Origin of the sequence: Sphingomonas sp. (genome assembly GCF_041661825.1) — a bacterium.
Taxonomy (GTDB): Bacteria; Pseudomonadota; Alphaproteobacteria; order Sphingomonadales; family Sphingomonadaceae; genus Sphingomonas.
This window is the reverse complement of the sequence record NZ_JBAZTU010000001.1, coordinates 679403-696296: the sequence shown is the minus strand read 5'-3', so window position 1 is coordinate 696296 and position 16894 is coordinate 679403. Positions and strand designations below refer to the sequence as shown.

The following is a 16894-nucleotide window of genomic DNA, read 5'->3' as shown; positions in this document are numbered from 1 at the left end:
CCTTGGTGGCGTTCAATTACCGTCCTGGCCGATGACTTTGCCCGAACGGGCATCGACATACACCCAGATGACAGTTCCCTTACGCACGAACTTGAGCGTGTAAATACTCGTGGCCGGATCGAGCTCGACGCCGAGATATTGCGAGCCCGCCATCCGCGGCAGGACACGCGCCTCGATCTCGCGCAGCGGCATGATGCGGCCCTTGCGCAGCTGATCGAACGCTTCCTGCTGGTCGCGCCGCTGGACGGGTTCCGCGGGAGCGGAAACCGGGCCAAGCGCAGCGAAGGCGGATAACGCAAGTGGTACGAGCATCTTCATTGCGTCTCGCATAGGGAGCCGGGCTTGAACAGCCTGTGAATGCTTCGGTCAGGCAAGCGCAACTTCCCGGGGCAACTTGCCGGGGCGGGCGCGCCGCCCTAACGGAGCCCGCATGGCAGCCCCAATCCTCGCATATGAAAATCTCGGCATCATCCAGGGATCGGGGTGGCTGTTCCGCGGCCTCGACATCCATGTGCAGCCGCGCGACCGGCTCGCGCTGATCGGGCGCAACGGTGCGGGCAAGACGACGTTGCTCAAGCTGATCGCCGGCAAGATCGAAGCGGACGAAGGGCGGCGGACGATCGTGCCGGGCACGCGCGTGATCCTGCTCGAGCAGGAGCCGGATCTGCGCACCTTCGCCACGCTCAGCGACTATGTGCTGTCGGGCGACGATGCGCCGGCGCGACACGAGGCGGAGGCGATCGCCGACCAGCTCGGCATCGACTTGACGCGCGAATCCGCCAGCGCCTCGGGCGGCGAGCGGCGGCGGGCGGCGATCGTCCGCGCGCTGGCGCAGGACCCCGATGTGCTGCTGCTCGACGAGCCGACCAACCATCTCGACATCGTTGCGATCGACTGGCTCGAGGACTGGCTGTCGCGCTTCCGCGGGGCGTTCATCGTGATCAGCCATGATCGAACCTTCCTGACGCGGCTGACGAAGCAGACCCTGTGGCTCGACCGCGGCACCGTGCGGCGCGCCGAGATCGGCTTTGGCGGGTTCGAGGCGTGGACCGATACCGTCTTCGCCGAAGAGCAGCGCAATGCCGAGCGGCTCGACGCCAAGCTCAAGATCGAGGAGCATTGGCTGCTGCGCGGCGTGACCGGCCGGCGCAAGCGCAACCAGGGGCGGCTCGCGAAGCTGAAGGACATGCGCGCCGAACGCGCCTCGATGATGGGACCGCAGGGCACTGCGAACCTGACCATCGGCACCGATGACGCGCGCACCAAGGTGGTGATCGATGTAAAGGGCGTGTCCAAGAGTTTCGGGGATCGTCCGATCATCAAGGATCTGACCCTGCGCATCACGCGCGGCGATCGGATCGGCATCGTCGGCGCAAACGGCGCGGGCAAGTCGACCCTGCTCAAGTTGCTGACCGGCGAGCTTGCGCCCGACGCTGGGCATATCCGGCTTGCCAAGACGCTCGACGCGATCGTCATCGACCAGCAGCGCAGCCTGATGGCGCCCGACAAGACGGTGCGCGAGGTGCTGGCCGATGGCGGCGACTGGATCGAGGTCCAGGGCGTCAAGAAGCACGTCATCGGCTACCTCAAGGAGTTCCTGTTCGAACCCGGGCTGGTCGATGCGATGATCGGCACCCTGTCGGGCGGCGAGCGCTCGCGGCTGTTGCTGGCGCGGGAATTCGCGCGTCCTTCGAACCTGCTGGTGCTGGACGAGCCGACCAACGATCTCGATCTGGAGACGCTCGATCTGCTGCAGGAGGTGATCAGCGACTATGACGGTACTGTGCTGATCGTCAGCCATGATCGCGACTTTCTCGACCGCACGGTGACGATCACGCTCGGGCTCGACGGGTCGGGCACGGTCGATGTCGTTGCGGGCGGCTATGAGGATTGGGAAAAGCGCCGCAAGCTGCGCGTGTCGGGCGGCAAGCGCCCCAATCCGCGCAAGGCGGAGCCGACCGCACCGCCGCCGCCCAAGGTCAAGCTGACCTACAAGGACCAGCGCGATTACGAGCTGCTGCCCAAGCGGATCGAGGAATTGGAGAAGGCGATCGCGTACGACGAGGCGGCGCTGGCCGATCCCGATCTCTACGCGAAGGATCCCGCCGCGTTCGACCGGCTGATGAAGGCGATCGATGTCGCGCGCGCGGAAAAGGACGCGGCCGAAATGCGCTGGCTCGAGCTGGCGGAGATGGCCGAAAGCCTGGGCTAAGTCGTCAAGTGGCGGATCCGCGCCTGTCCGGGACGGATCGAAACCGCGTTTCGTGCATTACGCCCCTGGAACGAAACAGGGGTCGATTGCATGCAGGCAGGGATGGTGCGCCGGGGCTTGGCCCTGGCCGGATTGCTCGTTCTGGGCGCGTGCGGCCCCACCGGCGGAGCCGGCAATGAAGCGACGGCGGTTGCTGCCGACAGCTCGCCGGCCGCGGCGGCAAAGATCAGCGCTTATACCGATGCTTATAATGCCCTGCTTGACACCTATGGCCTGCCCGTGACCGTCCAGACCTATAAGGAGGCGAACATCGCGCGCCGGTCGCCTGCCGACGACATCTCGATCAGCCAGGGTTGGATAGAAAACGCCGAGGGCAAGCTGAAGGCCGCTCGCGCCTTGCCGGGCAGCCTGGGCGCGCTCGACGCCGCTGCGGCGAAACTGGACGATGCGCTGACGAAGGTGCTGGCGCGGCTCGAACCGCTCTATGCCTATTACAACGCCAAGAGCTATCGCCAGGACGGGCTCGAACGCGGCAGGCGCGAAGACGCGCAGATGATCGCGGAATTCGATGCCGCCATTACCGCCCTGAACGATTTCAACACCGCACTGCTGCATCAACGCCACGCCCGCGTGGAGAGCGAGCTTGCCGCGCTCAAGCAACGGGGCGACACGCTCGGCTATACCAACAAGCTGGCGATGCAGCAGGCGGAGGATCTGGTCGGCCTGTTCAAAAAGCCCGCCGATCTGAACGATCCGGCGGTGCTGGGCAAAGCCGATACGCTGGCCGCCTCGATCGAGGCGCTGTTGTCCGAACAGCAAAAATCCATCGCCTCCGCCAGAACAAAGGCGGTCGAGCCCGTGGAGAAGAGCAGGATCGGGATGTACGGCGTCGTCGCCGATCTGCTCGGATCGATGGTCGGGCAATATCGCCAGCTGAAGCAGTCGCACAGCGCGAGCGACATGCAATCCACCGTCGATGCCTATAACCGGGCCGTCAGCGCGGCGAACGGGATTCCTTGAGGTTCGGGGAGGTTCGGGGAGGTTCGCGCGGCTTCCTAGCGCCGGAGCCCCGCCAGCGCCGCCGCATCACCGGCCCGGCCACTGGTACTGGAGAGGATCGAATAGATTTCGCCGATGACGGTGCGCAGGTCCGAGAAGCTGCGCGCGGCGATGGCGGCTTCCCCGCGCACCACCAGGGCGTCGAACCGGCCGGTATCGAGCGCCGCGTGGCGTTGTTCGCGCCGCAGATAGGTGAACTGGTCGATCAGGAAATCGGGCTGTTCGATCAGTACGCGGTGGAGGATCGCGGTCATCGCCTCGATCGCGCGCTCGGCGACCTTGAACTGGCCGTCGTCCAGTGCGCGCTGCGCGGTCGCATAATGTTGCTGGACCTGAGCATGGGCTGACTCGCTCATCGACGCGGTGAGCTGGCGGGCGAGGCGCTCGGTCTGGGCGAGGTCGCTGGCGAGCACCGCGGCGCGCAGGTCGGGGCGGTGGCGCAGGCGGGAAATCTCCTGGCGGATCAGCCGCGCTTCCTCAGTGATCGAGCGATAGCCGTCGGCTTCGTCGACGGTGCGGAGCCGGTCGAACTGCTGGTCGAGGCGGCGGCGCAGCACCGCGATCTCGGGCTGGCAGTGCGCGCGGAGCGTGTCGGAGATCGCGTCGAAACTGCGGTCGACCGCCGTCAGCGCGTCAGTCGCGAAAGCCCGGCCGTTCGTGCCGAAATCGATCCGGGCGAGATCGTCGACATAGAAGCTGTGGTCGCGCAGATGCAGGCCCTGTTCGGGGATCTCGACCGAGCAACGGATCAGCTGACTATCGTCGATCTGCCAGTGCACCACGACCTGGTCGCCCGGCATCAGCGGCGCGACATGCGGCGGCAGATCCTCCCCGCTCAGCCGGAAGGAGCCGATCAGCAGGTTCGCCTCAGGCTCGAGCACGCCTTCGGCCTGCTCATAGAGCTCGATATCGATCCAGTCGGTCGCGCCGGGTGCCAGCTTGCGGGCCGAGCGGAGCGCCTTCACGCCCTTTTGCGGCAGCATCTCGCCCTTGCGCACGATCGGTTCGAGGATGTTGATCGAGCGGACGCCGTCGCCGTCCTCGACCTTCACCGCGATGGTGCTGGTGCAGGGCGCACCCGCCGCGACCGCCGAGATGCGGGTGATGACCAGATCGGCGCACGCATCCTCGATCCGCGCGCCTTCAGCGTCGACGACCGTCATCGTCACCTTGGTCTCGCCGGCGCCGAGCTGGACGGTGAAGATCGGTCCCTCGGCAACGAGCCGCTCGCCATAGTCGCGGCCATCGCTGGCGGTGGCGGTGACGCGCAGGCCCGTGGCGTCGCCGACGGCGGTGACGCGGATGCGGGCGCGATCCTTCGCGGTGCGCGCCTCGAAATCATAGGAGACGCGCGTGCCGGCATCCTGCTGCACGCGGCTCTTCTTGCTGACGGTCTCGCCGTCCGACCATTGCCGGCTCTCGGCGTAGACCGCTGCGCCGCGCGCGACCGCGGTCATCGGATCGATGTCGAGATCGGTTTCGATGCCGAGCTCCAGCGGCACGCGCCGGCGAACGATCGGCATGCGCGAGGGGCCGCCGATCAGCACCACCTTGCTGATATCCTCGGGCGTATAGCCATTGTCGGCGATCACCTTGCGGCACAGCTCGATCGAGCGGTCGACCTTCTCGGAGACCAGTTCCTCCAGCGCCTCGCGGGTGAGCACTGCCTCGATATAGATCGGACGGCCGGCCTGGTCGGTCGCGCCCACCTCGCGCTCCGACACGAAGATCATCGCTTCGTTCGAGGTCGACAGTTCGATCTTCGCCTGTTCCGCATTGGACAAGGCAAGCGCGATCAGGCGGCGGAATTCGGGGCGGTCCTGCGCGTCGTCGGGGAGCTGGAATTCGGCCTTGAGCCAGGGGCGGACGATCGAATCGACGATCATGCGATCGAAATCGCTGCCGCCGAGCATGTTGATGCCCTCATGCGCCTCGATCGAGACCGATCCATCGATCGCGCGGACCAGCGCCACATCGAAAGTGCCGCCGCCCAGATCATAGACCAGGAACAGGCCGGTGCGCGATTCGGGGCGTTCGAGGCAGGCAAGTGCCGCGGCGACCGGTTCCTGCAACAGGCCGACCTGGCCCAGCTCGGCGGCGAGCGCGGCGCGGATCGTCGCCTCGGACTGCATCTGGTTGAAGGCGGCGGGTACGGTGACCACGGCGCCCTGGATCTCGGTATCGCCGACGCCGGCGCGGACCTGCTTGAGCAATTGGCGCAGCACTTCGGTGCTGGCTTCTTCCGGCGTGATCGTGTCGCCCTCATTGCCGAAGGGCAGCGTGGTGCTGGTGCCGAGCAGCCGCTTGAAGCGAGCGGCGATGCCTTCGGGTGCGATGCGCAGCTGGTCGTATGCGCGCTTGCCGACATAGCGGCCGCCATTGCGGTCGCGCATCACCACCGAGGCGAGCACATCCTCCCCGCTGACGGCCTTGAACAGCTCCAGCGTGCCGCCGCGATTGCCGACGATCGCCGAGTTGGATGTGCCGAGATCGATTCCGAGATACATTCAGGCGTTCCTCAACAGGACTTTCCCGGCGACGATCGGGGCAGACGGCCCCATGATGGTCGGCTCGATCGTCGTATGGACGACCGCGTCGGCATCGACGTCTTCGGGGTTGATCGGGCTGGCGGGCAGGGCGGGGGACCAGGGCTCGCCGTCGAAGGTGACGAGGCGCATCGATTGCCGGTCGAGGATCGACTCGAGCTTGCGCCGGGCGAAGCGCAACGTTGCCTCCCCGCTCTGCACCCGGGCCTCGGGTACGAAGGCAAGCTCGCGTTCGAGCGCGAGGCACAGCTTCCAGTAGTTGACCGCAAGCTCGGCCAGCGCCCCGTCGCTCATCTTGGCGTCCGGGGCTGGGGCTGGAGGAAGCGCACATCGTCGCGCAGCTTGACCAGCACGTCCTGGGGCGGGACCTGCTCGATCATCCAGCCCATCAGGATCAGCGCGGTGTCGCGATAGCCATATTCGTTGTTCAAGGTGATGCCGAGGTCGCGCAGCACCCACCAGGGTCCGGCGACTTGCGGCGTGCTCGAATTGCAGGATTCCTCGAACGCATAGATCAGTTCGCCGATCAGCCCCGGTGCGTCGGTGCCGATCACTGCCCTGGGCAGATGCCGCGCGAATTCCCGGTGATGCTTGCGAACCATGTCGCAGACGCTGCGCAGCCTCTCGAACAGCGCGTTGGAAATCAGCACCGGCATCTCGTTTTCGATGACCTGCTTCAGGTTCGGCACCTGGGCGAAGCAGGTGACCAGGGCACGGGCGAGACGGAGCGCGATATCGAATTGCTTGAAGTCATTGGCGAGGTCGACCGCGAGTTCGCGGATGCGCTTGAGGATCGCCGCCGAGGACGGGTCGTCGAGCCCGCGCGCTGCCTCCAGGATCTGGATCGGGCGGCGGAGCTGCGACCACATGTCGAGCGACGACAGCAGCGAGGTCGCGATCCCCTGGTCGAAGGGCCGTTCGCGCAAGCGGTCGACATAGGTCGAGATGCGTTCGCTGAGCTGTTCCAGCCGGCGATCGATATTCGCCCCATGCGCCGCGGCGACCTTTTCGAGGAACACAGTGCCGCGCCCGTCGCTGGCAGCGGCGGAACGGAGCATCGCGTTGGTCAGCGCGGAGCGGCCGTCCTGCGAGTCCGCGAAGCAGGGCGCGAGCGTCGCGGCGATCTCGCCGAGCCGGTCCTCGACCGCGCGGTTCCATTGTTCCGGGTCGACCGGCTTGAACCCGGCGCGGAGCCGCGCCTCGTCGATCCGGTCGAGCGTCGTGTCGGCACTCCATAGCTGCGCGTCACCGAGCACGGCGAGTGTTGCGTGGAGATCGCTTGGCCGAGCGGCGGCGAGCGTCGTGCTGAGGTTCAGCCGGGCCAGGCCATAAGCCGAATCCCGCGCATCGGCGATCGCGGCGATGTCGCCTGCGACGATCGCCGCTCGGGCCTTCGCCTGTGCTTCGGTCGAGCATTCAGGAAGCCAGCCAAGCTCCTGGCCAAGCCGGTCGCGCGCCGAGAGCAGGCGCGCGCGTGCTGCGTCGAGCCGCGCTGGATCCTGCCCGGGTTCGAAGGACAGGTCGTCGAACGCCTGGCTGATGCGCTCGCTCGTGGCGTCGAGCGCGATGCCAAGGATGGCAAAGGCGTTGTCGGCCAGCGCGATCGCGCCGTCGGCGGTCTGGTGGCCAGCGGCCTCATCTTCCGGCGCTTGCTGCCGCGCAACGATGCGGCGCAGTCGGGCGGCCGTTTCCGGTGTCTCGACCGGGGGCTCGACTTCGGATTCGGCGACGGGGGGCCGCCTGCTCAGCCAACTCACGGTGCGCACTCCCGAACGATTCGGCGCGCGCGAAACGCGACGATGCCGAGGGGAGAATGCCGGGCCCAGGTAAATATTCGCTTTAGGAAAGCGGCGTTTTCAGGCCTCCAGCCGCATCACGACCCGCGTGCCCGTATCGTCGCTCTCCGTGCTCAGCGTGCCGCCGGCCTGGCGGGCGAAGGCCTCGACCAGGCGGCTGCCCAGGCCGTTGCCCTTTTCGGGCAGGGCGGCGTCCTTCGGCATGCCGACGCCGTCGTCGGCCACGGTCACGCGCCAGCCGCCCTCGGTCCGGTTGCGCAGCGTGACGCTGATCGAGCCGAGATCGCGCCCCGGAAAGGCGTGCTTGGCGGCGTTGGTGACGAGCTCGTTGACGACCAGCCCGATCGAGACGGCGCGATCGCGCGGCACGGCGGCGTGGTCGCTGTCGCAGGACAAAGTGATGCCGCCCTGGAGGAACAGCGATTCGGCGAGCGCGGCACAGAGATCGGTCAGATAGTCCCTGATCTCGACGGTGCCGGGCTGGCCGGTGCCGCGATAGAGATGGCGGTGTGCCCGGGCGATGCTGTCGACCCGCATCTGCGCCGTTTCCAGCGCCGCTGCCGTCGCGGGCTCGCGCGCCCGGCGCTTCTGCAGGTCGAGCAGGCCAGCGACGATCGCGAAATTGTTCTTCATGCGATGATCGAACTCGGCGAGGAACAGGTCGCGCTCGGCGATCTCGCGGTCGCGCTCCTGCGTGGCGTGGTGGGCGGTGCGGCGGAACAGCTCGGCGATGGCGATGGTCATGACCGTGGTGACGATCACGATGCCGACCGAGAAGGCGCCCGCGCTGTTGACGAATTTGAACGAGCGCTCGAGCGGGTAGAGGAAATACCAGATATAGAGGATCATGATCGTCGCCGTCAGCGCGCCGGCAAAGGCGCGGGCGAACAGCGTTGCGAGCATGATCGCCGGATAGATCAGCGCGAAGGGTGCTGCGCCGCCCGCCACCATGTCGAAGCCCAGCCGCAGGATTCGCGCGCCGACCACGATCAGCAAGGTGACGCCGACCTGGGTCACCCAGACAGGTATCGCCGGCGACAATCGTTCACATAAATCAAAGGCGCCGATGCGGGACATAAGCGAAGTCACCCCGCGCACGCGCCCAAGTCAAGCGACGTTGCGACAAAGATGAGCCATATCAATGACTATATGAGCGATCGCCCATTTCGTCCCGCCAGATCGGTTATATAATGCCAGGCGACGCGGCCCGAACGGCTGCCGCGCCGGGTCGCCCAGCCGATCGCCTCGACCGGGTCGAAGGGCAGGCCGTACGCGTCGGCATACCCCTTCACGATGGCGATATAGCCGTCCTGGTCGATCACGTGGAAGCCGAGGCTGAGCCCGAACCGGTCGGCGAGGGCGAGCTGGTCGTCCACCGCGTCGCGCGGATTGATCGCGCTTTCCTGCTCCGCGATGTCGCGCGGGATCAGGTGACGGCGGTTCGAGGTGACGATCAACCGGGCATTGGCGGGCCGCGCCTCGGCCCCGCCCTGGAGCATCGAGCGCAGCGCGCGGGCGTCGCCCGCCGCGTCGAAGCCGAGATCGTCGATGAACAGGACGAAGGACCGCGGCAGCGGCGCGATGGCGGCGAACAGCGCCGGGAGGGTGTCGAGCCGGGTCGTCACCACTTCGATCAGCGCGAGATTGCCGCCCGATGCCTGGACATGGGCGACCGCGCTTTTCACGAGCGCCGATTTGCCGGTGCCGCGTGCGCCCCAGAGCAGCGCGTCATGCGCGGCCGCGCCCTTCGCCAGGCGATCGAGATTGTCGACCAGCGCAGTCTTCTGGAGATCGATATTCTGGAGCTGTTCGAGCGGCAGCCCGACAAAGTCGCGTGCCGCCGTCAGCGTGTCGCCCCGCCAGATATAGGCCGGGTGCACGAGCGGGTCGGCCGGTGGCGGCGGCGGCGGGGCCAGGCGTTCCAGCGCATCGGCGATGCGGATGAGAGGGTCGGTCATTCCCGGCCTGTTACAACCCCCCGCCTACCAGGCAATAGTCTTCACCGGGGAGGGAGGGTTCAGCTGTTGAGCGTCCTCAGCACCGCCTGCGCCGCATCCCGATCCTGGAAGCTCGGATCGGCCAGCGCCGCCTGGATTTGCCCGGCAGCCTCGGCCTTGCGGCCGAGATCGGCATAGACCTGGCCGAGGTGCCAGCGCAGCACGGCATGGTCGGGCGCGATCGATACGGCCTTTTCTAGCAGCTGCAGCGCTGGGGCATTCTCGCCCGACTGGTAAAGCGCCCAGCCATAGGCGTCGGTTGCGGCCGGGTTCATCGGGGCGAGCTTGTACGCGGCTTTGCCATAGGCCAGGCCGGTCTGGTCGTCCTCATCGCCGAGATAGGCATAGGCCAGTTCCGCCAGCAGCGCGGCGTCGCGGTTGCCGACGCGCTGGCGCAGGCCCTCGAGCGTCTCGATCGCCGAATCCCATTCGCCCCCGGCGATCTGCCAATGCGCAGCGAGGCGCTGACCGGCGATGTTCTGCGGGTTCTGCGACAGGAACAGCGCCAGCACATTGGCCGCGGCGGGCCGCTGGCCGGCACGGTCGAGCGCATCGACCGCCCGGAGCATGGTCGGCTCGTCGAAATGCACGTCGGCGGCGCGGCGATAGGCGGCCGCTGCGTCGGCGTAACGGCCCAGCACCATCAGCGTGTCGCCGACCGCGAGATGCGCGGCGGGCGCGCCGGGATTGTCGCGGGCGAGCGCCTGGGCCTGGGCCAGCGCACTGCCGGCATCGCCCGCGTCGATCAGCCCACGCAGATAGCCGACCCGGCGGATCGGATCGTCGGGCGCCTCGTTGGCAGCGGCGGTGAGGATCGGCAGGCTGTCGTCGGTGCCGAACGGGGCCGATCCCTCGCGCGACGGCCAGGCGGCGCGGTCGAGGAACTTGCCCGACCAGTCGCGTTCGCCGGTGCGCTCGAAGGCGCGGGCGACGAGGCTGAGCGTATAGGTGTCGGCATCGCCGCGCAGCGCCACGGGGCGAAGCGCCTCGAGCGCACCCTTCGCATCGCCCGAGCGCAGCAGCGCGGCACCGAGTAGGCGGCGCGCGGTGATGTTCATCGGCTGGCGGCCGACGACCTGGCGGAACTGCTCGATCGCCTGCTCAAAGGCGCCGGCCTGATAGGCAAGCGTGCCGCCGAGCAGCAATGCTCCGGGGATGTCGCCGAGCTGCCCGGCGGTCCGCTCCATCAGGGTGCGGGCCAGATCGAAATTGCCGGCGCGCGCGGCGAGCACTGCCTGGAGATAATAGGCCTGTGGGCTACCCGGCCGTGCAGCGAGCGCCTTGCGCGTCGCCTCCAGCATCTCGCCATAGCGTCCGACATCGCCCAGCGTGCCGGCATATTCGATCAGCGCCGGGTGGAAATAGGCGTCATGCTTCAGCGCCTGCTCGAACCAGGGCAGGGCGGCAACCAGGCCGTATTGGCCGCGCACCAGCTCGCCGCGCAAGGTCAGCGCCGCGATATTGTTGCGGTCGATGGCAAGCGCGCGGGTCGCAGCGTCGATCGCGCCGGCAATGTCGCCGCTATTGTAGCGGACCCGGCCGAGATCGGACCAGGCGGCGCTGTCGTTCGGCGACGCGGCGAGGATATTGGAGAGCGTGCGCTGCGCGCCGGGCAGGTCGCCCTGCGCCGCGTGGGCAAGGGCGCCGACCCGGGCGGCATAGCCGGCATAGAGCGGTTTCGCCTTGGCGGCCTCGGCGAGGGCGCGCTTGGCGTCGCCCTGGAGCAGCCAGGCATGCGCGTAGAGCTGATGCGCACGTTCGATATCGAACCCCGTCGCCCGGGCGCGACCCAGCTCGCCCTCGGCCGCGACGCCGTCGCCGAGCGCGAGGAAGATGCGGGCCATCACGGCATGGGCCAGGCCCCAGTCGGGATCGGCCTTGATTGCCGCCTGGGCATGAGCGCGGGCGGCGCTGATATTGCCGAGCTTGAGCAGGCCGAGGCTCTGGCCGAGTTCGGTGCGTGCGCTGGCGGCGTCGGCGCGCACGGGGCGTGTCACCGCAAAGGCGAAGGCGAGCGCGCACAGCAGGGCAGCGCCGCTCGCGACGATGAACACGCCCCAGCGCCGCGTGCGCCCGGCCTTGCTCCGGGAGCGGCGACGCCGCCCATTGGCATGCGACGGAAGGTCCGGCGCGGCGAGGGGCTCGGCACGGACGGAGAAGCGGGTCGGCGATTGCTCAAGCATGGAGGTCATAGCTCTTCAGCAGGTCGTACAGCGTCGGGCGGCTCACCCCGAGCAGCTTGGCGGTGTTCGAGATATTGCCCTCGGCCCGGGTCAGGGCGTGGCGGATCGCCTTGCGGTCGGCGGTCTCGCGCGCGGCGCGCAGGTTGAGCGGCACGTCGTCCGCGCCTTCGGCCAGGTCGAGATCGGCCGCGGTGACCAGCTTTCCCTCGGCCATGATCACCGCACGCTTCATGCGGTTCTCCAGCTCGCGGACATTGCCGGGCCAGCCCCAGGCATCGATTGCCGAGCGCGCATCGGGCGAAAGGCCGGTGACGGCGCTGTTCATCGACTTGGCGTATTTCTTCAGGAAGTGCCGCGCCAGCAGCCCGGCATCGCCGCTGCGTTCGGCGAGCGACGGAATGCGCACGACGATCTCGGCAAGGCGGTAATAAAGATCCTCGCGGAAACGCCCTTCCGCGACCATCGCGTCGATGTCCTGGTGCGTCGCGCAGACGATGCGCGTGTCGACGGCAATCGCCTTGCGCCCGCCGATCCGCTCGATCACGCGCTCCTGCAGGAAACGCAGCAGCTTGACCTGGAGCGGCAATGGCACGTCGCCAATCTCGTCGAGGAACAGGGTGCCGCCGCTGGCCTGCTCGATCTTGCCTTCGGTCGTCTTGATCGCACCGGTGAAGGCGCCCTTTTCGTGGCCGAACAGCTCGCTTTCGAGCAGGGTGTCGGGGATCGCCGCGCAGTTGATCGCGACGAACGCGCCTTTCGCCCGGCGACTGGAATCGTGCAGGCCGCGGGCGAGCAACTCCTTGCCCGTACCGCTCGCGCCGAGCAGCATCACCGAGACGTCGGCGCCGGCGACGCGCTCGATGGTGCGCGTCACTTTCAGCATCTCGGGCGAGGCGGTGATCATGCCGCCCAGTGCCGTCTCGCCGTCCTGGCGCTCGGCGAGGCGGCGATTCTCCGCCTCGAGCGCATGGACGTGGAAGGCGCGCGCGACGATCAGGCCGAGCGCGTCGATATCGATCGGCTTGGCGTAGAAATCCCAGGCGCCGTCGCCGATCGCCTTGAGCGCGCTTTCGCGGGCGCCGTGGCCGGAGGCGACGATCACCTTGGTATCGGGCTTGAGCGCAAGGATCGCCTCCAGCGTGGCGAAGCCTTCGGTCACGCCGTCGGGGTCCGGCGGCAGGCCGAGATCGAGCGTGACGACCGCCGGCTCCTCGGCGCGCAGCGCGTCGAGTGCCGAGGCGCGGTCGCTGGCGACGATCACTTCATAATCCTCATAGGCCCAGCGCAGCTGGCGCTGCAGGCCGAGATCGTCCTCGACGATCAGCAGCTTGGGTTTGGGGGTGCCGGTGCCGTTCATGCCGCTTTCCCGAACTGCATGTCGCGCGCGGCGGGCAGGGTGACGCGGAAGCGCGATCCTTCGCCCTCGCGGCTGTTGACCTCGAGCGTGCCGCCCATCGCCTGGGCGAGCTGGAGCGCTTCATAGGCGCCGATGCCGAAGCCGCCCGTCTTCGACGAGACGAAGGGCTTGAACAATTTTTCGCGCAGAAAGGCAGGCGACATGCCGCAGCCCTTGTCGATCACGTCGATCTCCACTCGTGTGTCCTTTACCGCCACCGCGATCGTCACGGGCTCGGCAGGGTTGCTTGCCTCGATGGCGTTCTGGACGAGATGGCCGAGCAATTGCTCGAGCCGCGCCGGGTCGGCGAGCGCCACCGCTTGGCCGCGCGAAACGGTGGCGATCGGGTGCTGGGTACGCCGCCGGGCCGCGACTCGCTCGATCAAGGGCGACACCTCGACCGCACGCAGCTCTTCGGCGCGGCCGGAATGATGTTGCGACAGGCGGGCGAGCAGGTCGTTCATACGCCCGGCCGAATCCTGCAGGGTCGCGATCATGTCGGCGCGGAACTCGGGATTGTCGGCGTGGCGTTCGGCGTTGCGCGCGGTCAAGGTCAGCTGGCTCACCAGATTCTTGATGTCGTGCATGATGAAGGCGAAGCGGCGATTGAACTCGTCGAACCGCTGCGCATCCGATAGCGCCTCCTGCGCGCGGGCTTCCGCAAGGTAGCTCGCGACCTGGCGGCCGGCGATACGCAGCAGATCGAAATCCTCCCAGTCGAGTGACCGGTCGACCGGCGGGCGGGCGAGCAGAATCGCGCCTTGCAGCCGGTCGAGATGGACCAGCGGCACCAGCGCCCACGCCGTGCTCTCGTCAGTCATCCACAAGGGCACGCTGGCGAGTTCGCCCGGCTCCGCGGTGTCGCCGCGCACCATGTCGAGTTCGACGATCCGGCCGGTCGTCGCGAGATAGGTTGCGAGCGCTTCGTCCCCGCCGATCGGCGGCAGGCCCTCGGGCGCCCAGTTCCAGTCGGCGCCGATGCCTAAACCTGTCCCTTCGGGCACGAGCAGGAGTCCTGCGGGCGAATCGGTCAGGTCTGCCACTGCCTTGACGATGCGCTCGTCGAGCGGGGCCGCGCCCTCGCCGGGCTTGCCCAGCGTATCGGTGAAGCGAGTCCATTCGGCGCGGTAATCATAGCGGTGCCGGAAAAAATGTTTGGCCACCTTCACCTTCGCCCAGGCCCGGACCCAGGGCGAGGAGAGGATGGTCAGAACGGCGGCGGTCGACCCGAACACAAAGGCGGTCTGCAGCACCCGGGCATTGTCGCCGCCGAACGCCGCGATCGCGCTGGTCGCGGCCAGCATGATCACCGCGTAGAGCAGGGTGATGGCGAACGTCAGCGTCTGCCACGCGACTGTCCGCGAGAGCTGGAGCGTCCAGTCCCCGTTGCGCTGTACGGCGATGGCGAAGATGGGCGCCGCCAGCACCATGACCACGCCGCGTACGGCGATCAGCACCGCAGGCGCCAGGCTGGTAAGATAGGCGGTCGCATAGAGCACCAGGTCGATGCCCCACATCCCGGCCAAGGCAATCACCACCAGCGAGATGCCGCCGCGTGCCCGCGGCGCGACCGCCGAATAAAGATGGTTCACCAGAACCAGCGCACTGATCGCGACCATCGCGCGGAGCAGGGTCCTTACCGTGCCGAGCGCGGGCACCACGCCCGGGCCGATCGTCTCGTCGGTAACCGCAAGCCCGGCACCGATGACGACCAGGATCGCGACGACGCCGTAGATGATCGCGACGGCTCGAGCCTCGGGCCCGCCGCCGTCGCGCCGGACCAGCACGAACATGAAGCCCAGCCAGGCGATATTGCGCGCGCTCTCCGCGATGCGCGTCACCAGATCGGACGGACCGATGCCCGCCACGGCCAGCGCCCAGAGCGCAGTGACGCCGAGCGCGACGACGAAGGTCAGGCGGGGCAGGGCGGTCCCCGCATCGCGCAGCCGCGTCAGCGCCACGCCCGCGAAGAGCAGGGCGGCGAGCGCGTGGCTCCACAGGATGGCCGTCACCGGCATCGGATCAGCGCGCCCCCTCCGGCCAGAGCACGACGCGGATCGTCTGCAGCAGGATCAGCACGTCCAGAAAGGGCGAGTAATTCTTCGCGTAATAGAGATCATATTCCAGCTTCTGCCGGGCATCGTCGATCGAGGCGCCATAGGGATAGTTGATCTGCGCCCAGCCAGTGATGCCGGGCTTCACCATGTGGCGTTCGGCATAATAATTGAGCTGCTGCTCCAGGTCCTCGACGAACTGTGGGCGCTCGGGGCGCGGGCCGACAAAGCTCATCTCGCCCTTCAGCACCGACCAGGTCTGGGGCAGCTCGTCGATGCGCGTCTTGCGGATGATCCGGCCGATCCGGGTGATGCGCGGATCGTCCTTCTCGGCCCAGACCGCCTTGCCATCGATCTCGGCGTCCTGCCGCATCGAGCGCAATTTGATGACGTCGAAGCCGACGCTGTACAGGCCGACGCGGCGCTGGCGGTAAAAGGCCGGGCCCTTGCTCTCCAGCTTGATCGCGATCGCGGTGATCAGGATCAGCGGCAGGGTGACGATCAGCAGTACGAGGCTGGCTGTGATGTCGAACAGCCGCTTGAACATGCTGGACAGCATGCGGCCCGAGGAAAAGCCGTCGGAGAAGATCAGCCAGCTCGGGTTGACGCTCTGCAGGTCGACCCGGCCCGTCTCGCGTTCGAGGAAGGTCGAGATCTCGTTGACGTGAACGCCCGTGGTCTTGATGCGCAGCAGGTCCTTGAGCGGCAGCGCATTGCGGCGCTCCTCGAGCGCGAGCACCACTTCGCTCGCGTTGAGCAGCACGACATGGTCGGCGAGATTGTAGATCGCGTCACGCGCGATCGCCTCGGGGATGACGCGCGCCGCCTCGCTCATCGAGACATAGCCGACCACGACGAAGCCTGCGCCGGGCGTGGCGGCGAGCGCCTTCAGCCGCGCGGCGCGTGCGCCGGCGCCGAGCACGACGATGCGCCGCTTGAACACCTGGCCGCCAAGCGTCTTGCCGAGCAGGATGCGCAGCGCGATCAGCAGGCAGATCGCGATGCCCATCGAGTAGAGCAGGTTGGACCGCCAGAAGGTGATCGAGGGCACGAGGAAGAAGATCACGCTGAGGAAGATCACGCCCAGTGAGATCGCGACGAGCAGACGGGCAGCGGCGAAGCGCAGCGACTGGAGCGCGCCTGCGCCGTACACGCCGACCGCGATCATCGCGAGCTCGACCGAGGTGGCGAAGGTGATGAGCTGGGGGATTCGGTTCTGGATCGGGTCGAGCAGGCTGCCGATCTGGTGGATGCGCAGCGAATAGCCGAGCTCCCCCGCGACGACCAGCAGGATGAGGTCGAACAGGCCGAGCAGCAGCACGGCGTTGGGAATATAGTGCTTGAACAGCCTGATCATCGTCGTTCCAGCCTCTACGACCCACGTGTAAACAAATCCGACACGCGGCTTCGCTGTCGCAGAAATTGACAAACAAAGGTTGAACGCGAGCTCCTTAAGCCCCTCTCCTTCAGGGGAGGGGGAAGGGGTGGGGCAGCGTCGAGCGGGGCTCGATGCCCCGATCGGCGCTTCGACGCTGGCGCCGCGTTCGCGACTCCCCCACCCCAACCCCTCCCCTGAAGGGGAGGGGCGTAAGAAGAACATGGACCCGGATTGATCCACGACAGTTCCTAAGCCGCGCCTCCCGGGCTAAGG

General features: G+C 67.5%; 12 protein-coding genes. 2 read left to right on the top strand and 10 right to left on the bottom strand.

Translation table 11 applies throughout. The features are described from left to right. Positions 1-12: 12 nt before the first annotated feature. Entirely contained in the window at positions 13-312 is a 300-nt protein-coding gene (locus tag WC729_RS03020) for a PepSY domain-containing protein (protein WP_372849389.1), read from the bottom strand. Between the two features lie 118 nt (positions 313-430). Here WC729_RS03020 and WC729_RS03015 point away from each other — a divergent pair, with 118 nt between their 5' ends. Together WC729_RS03015 and WC729_RS03010 are read left to right on the top strand one after the other, a co-directional pair. Further along, the gene (locus tag WC729_RS03015; protein WP_372849387.1) at positions 431-2212 is read left to right on the top strand and encodes an ABC-F family ATP-binding cassette domain-containing protein; all 1782 of its coding nucleotides are present in this window, start codon (positions 431-433) and stop codon (positions 2210-2212) included. Between the two features lie 90 nt (positions 2213-2302). Continuing rightward, positions 2303-3232: a DUF3829 domain-containing protein gene (locus WC729_RS03010; RefSeq protein WP_372849385.1), complete on the top strand. Its 930-nt coding sequence runs from the start codon at positions 2303-2305 to the stop codon at positions 3230-3232. Between the two features lie 35 nt (positions 3233-3267). On the opposite strand, the gene WC729_RS03005 is transcribed toward WC729_RS03010, so the two are convergent. From WC729_RS03005 to WC729_RS02965, 9 genes are all read right to left on the bottom strand, one after another. Continuing rightward, positions 3268-5778 (bottom strand): Hsp70 family protein, encoded by a 2511-nt coding sequence (locus WC729_RS03005; RefSeq protein WP_372849383.1) that lies wholly within the window; start codon positions 5776-5778, stop codon positions 3268-3270. Next, entirely contained in the window at positions 5779-6111 is a 333-nt protein-coding gene (locus tag WC729_RS03000; RefSeq protein ID WP_372849381.1) for a hypothetical protein, read from the bottom strand. Next, the gene (locus WC729_RS02995; protein ID WP_372849379.1) at positions 6108-7574 is read right to left on the bottom strand and encodes a hypothetical protein; all 1467 of its coding nucleotides are present in this window, start codon (positions 7572-7574) and stop codon (positions 6108-6110) included. Before WC729_RS02995 ends, WC729_RS03000 begins: the two co-directional genes overlap by 4 nt. A gap of 99 nt (positions 7575-7673) precedes the next feature. Then, positions 7674-8630, bottom strand: coding sequence for a sensor histidine kinase (locus WC729_RS02990; protein WP_372849377.1), 957 nt, complete (start codon positions 8628-8630; stop codon positions 7674-7676). 128 nt (positions 8631-8758) lie between these two features. Further along, positions 8759-9571: an ATP-binding protein gene (locus tag WC729_RS02985; protein WP_372849375.1), complete on the bottom strand. Its 813-nt coding sequence runs from the start codon at positions 9569-9571 to the stop codon at positions 8759-8761. Between the two features lie 59 nt (positions 9572-9630). Beyond that, positions 9631-11802 carry a tetratricopeptide repeat protein gene (locus tag WC729_RS02980; protein ID WP_372849373.1) on the bottom strand — a complete coding sequence of 724 codons (2172 nt, stop codon included), beginning with the start codon at positions 11800-11802 and terminating at the stop codon, positions 9631-9633. Next, positions 11786-13150 (bottom strand): PEP-CTERM-box response regulator transcription factor, encoded by a 1365-nt coding sequence (prsR, locus tag WC729_RS02975; RefSeq protein WP_372849371.1) that lies wholly within the window; start codon positions 13148-13150, stop codon positions 11786-11788. The genes WC729_RS02980 and prsR overlap by 17 nt, the downstream gene beginning before the upstream one ends. Next, positions 13147-15207, bottom strand: coding sequence for an XrtA/PEP-CTERM system histidine kinase PrsK (prsK, locus tag WC729_RS02970; protein ID WP_372849369.1), 2061 nt, complete (start codon positions 15205-15207; stop codon positions 13147-13149). Before prsK ends, prsR begins: the two co-directional genes overlap by 4 nt. Positions 15208-15211: 4 nt before the next feature. Continuing rightward, positions 15212-16600, bottom strand: a complete 1389-nt coding sequence (locus WC729_RS02965; RefSeq protein WP_372849367.1) for a TIGR03013 family XrtA/PEP-CTERM system glycosyltransferase — start codon at positions 16598-16600, stop codon at positions 15212-15214. Positions 16601-16894 lie beyond the last annotated feature (294 nt).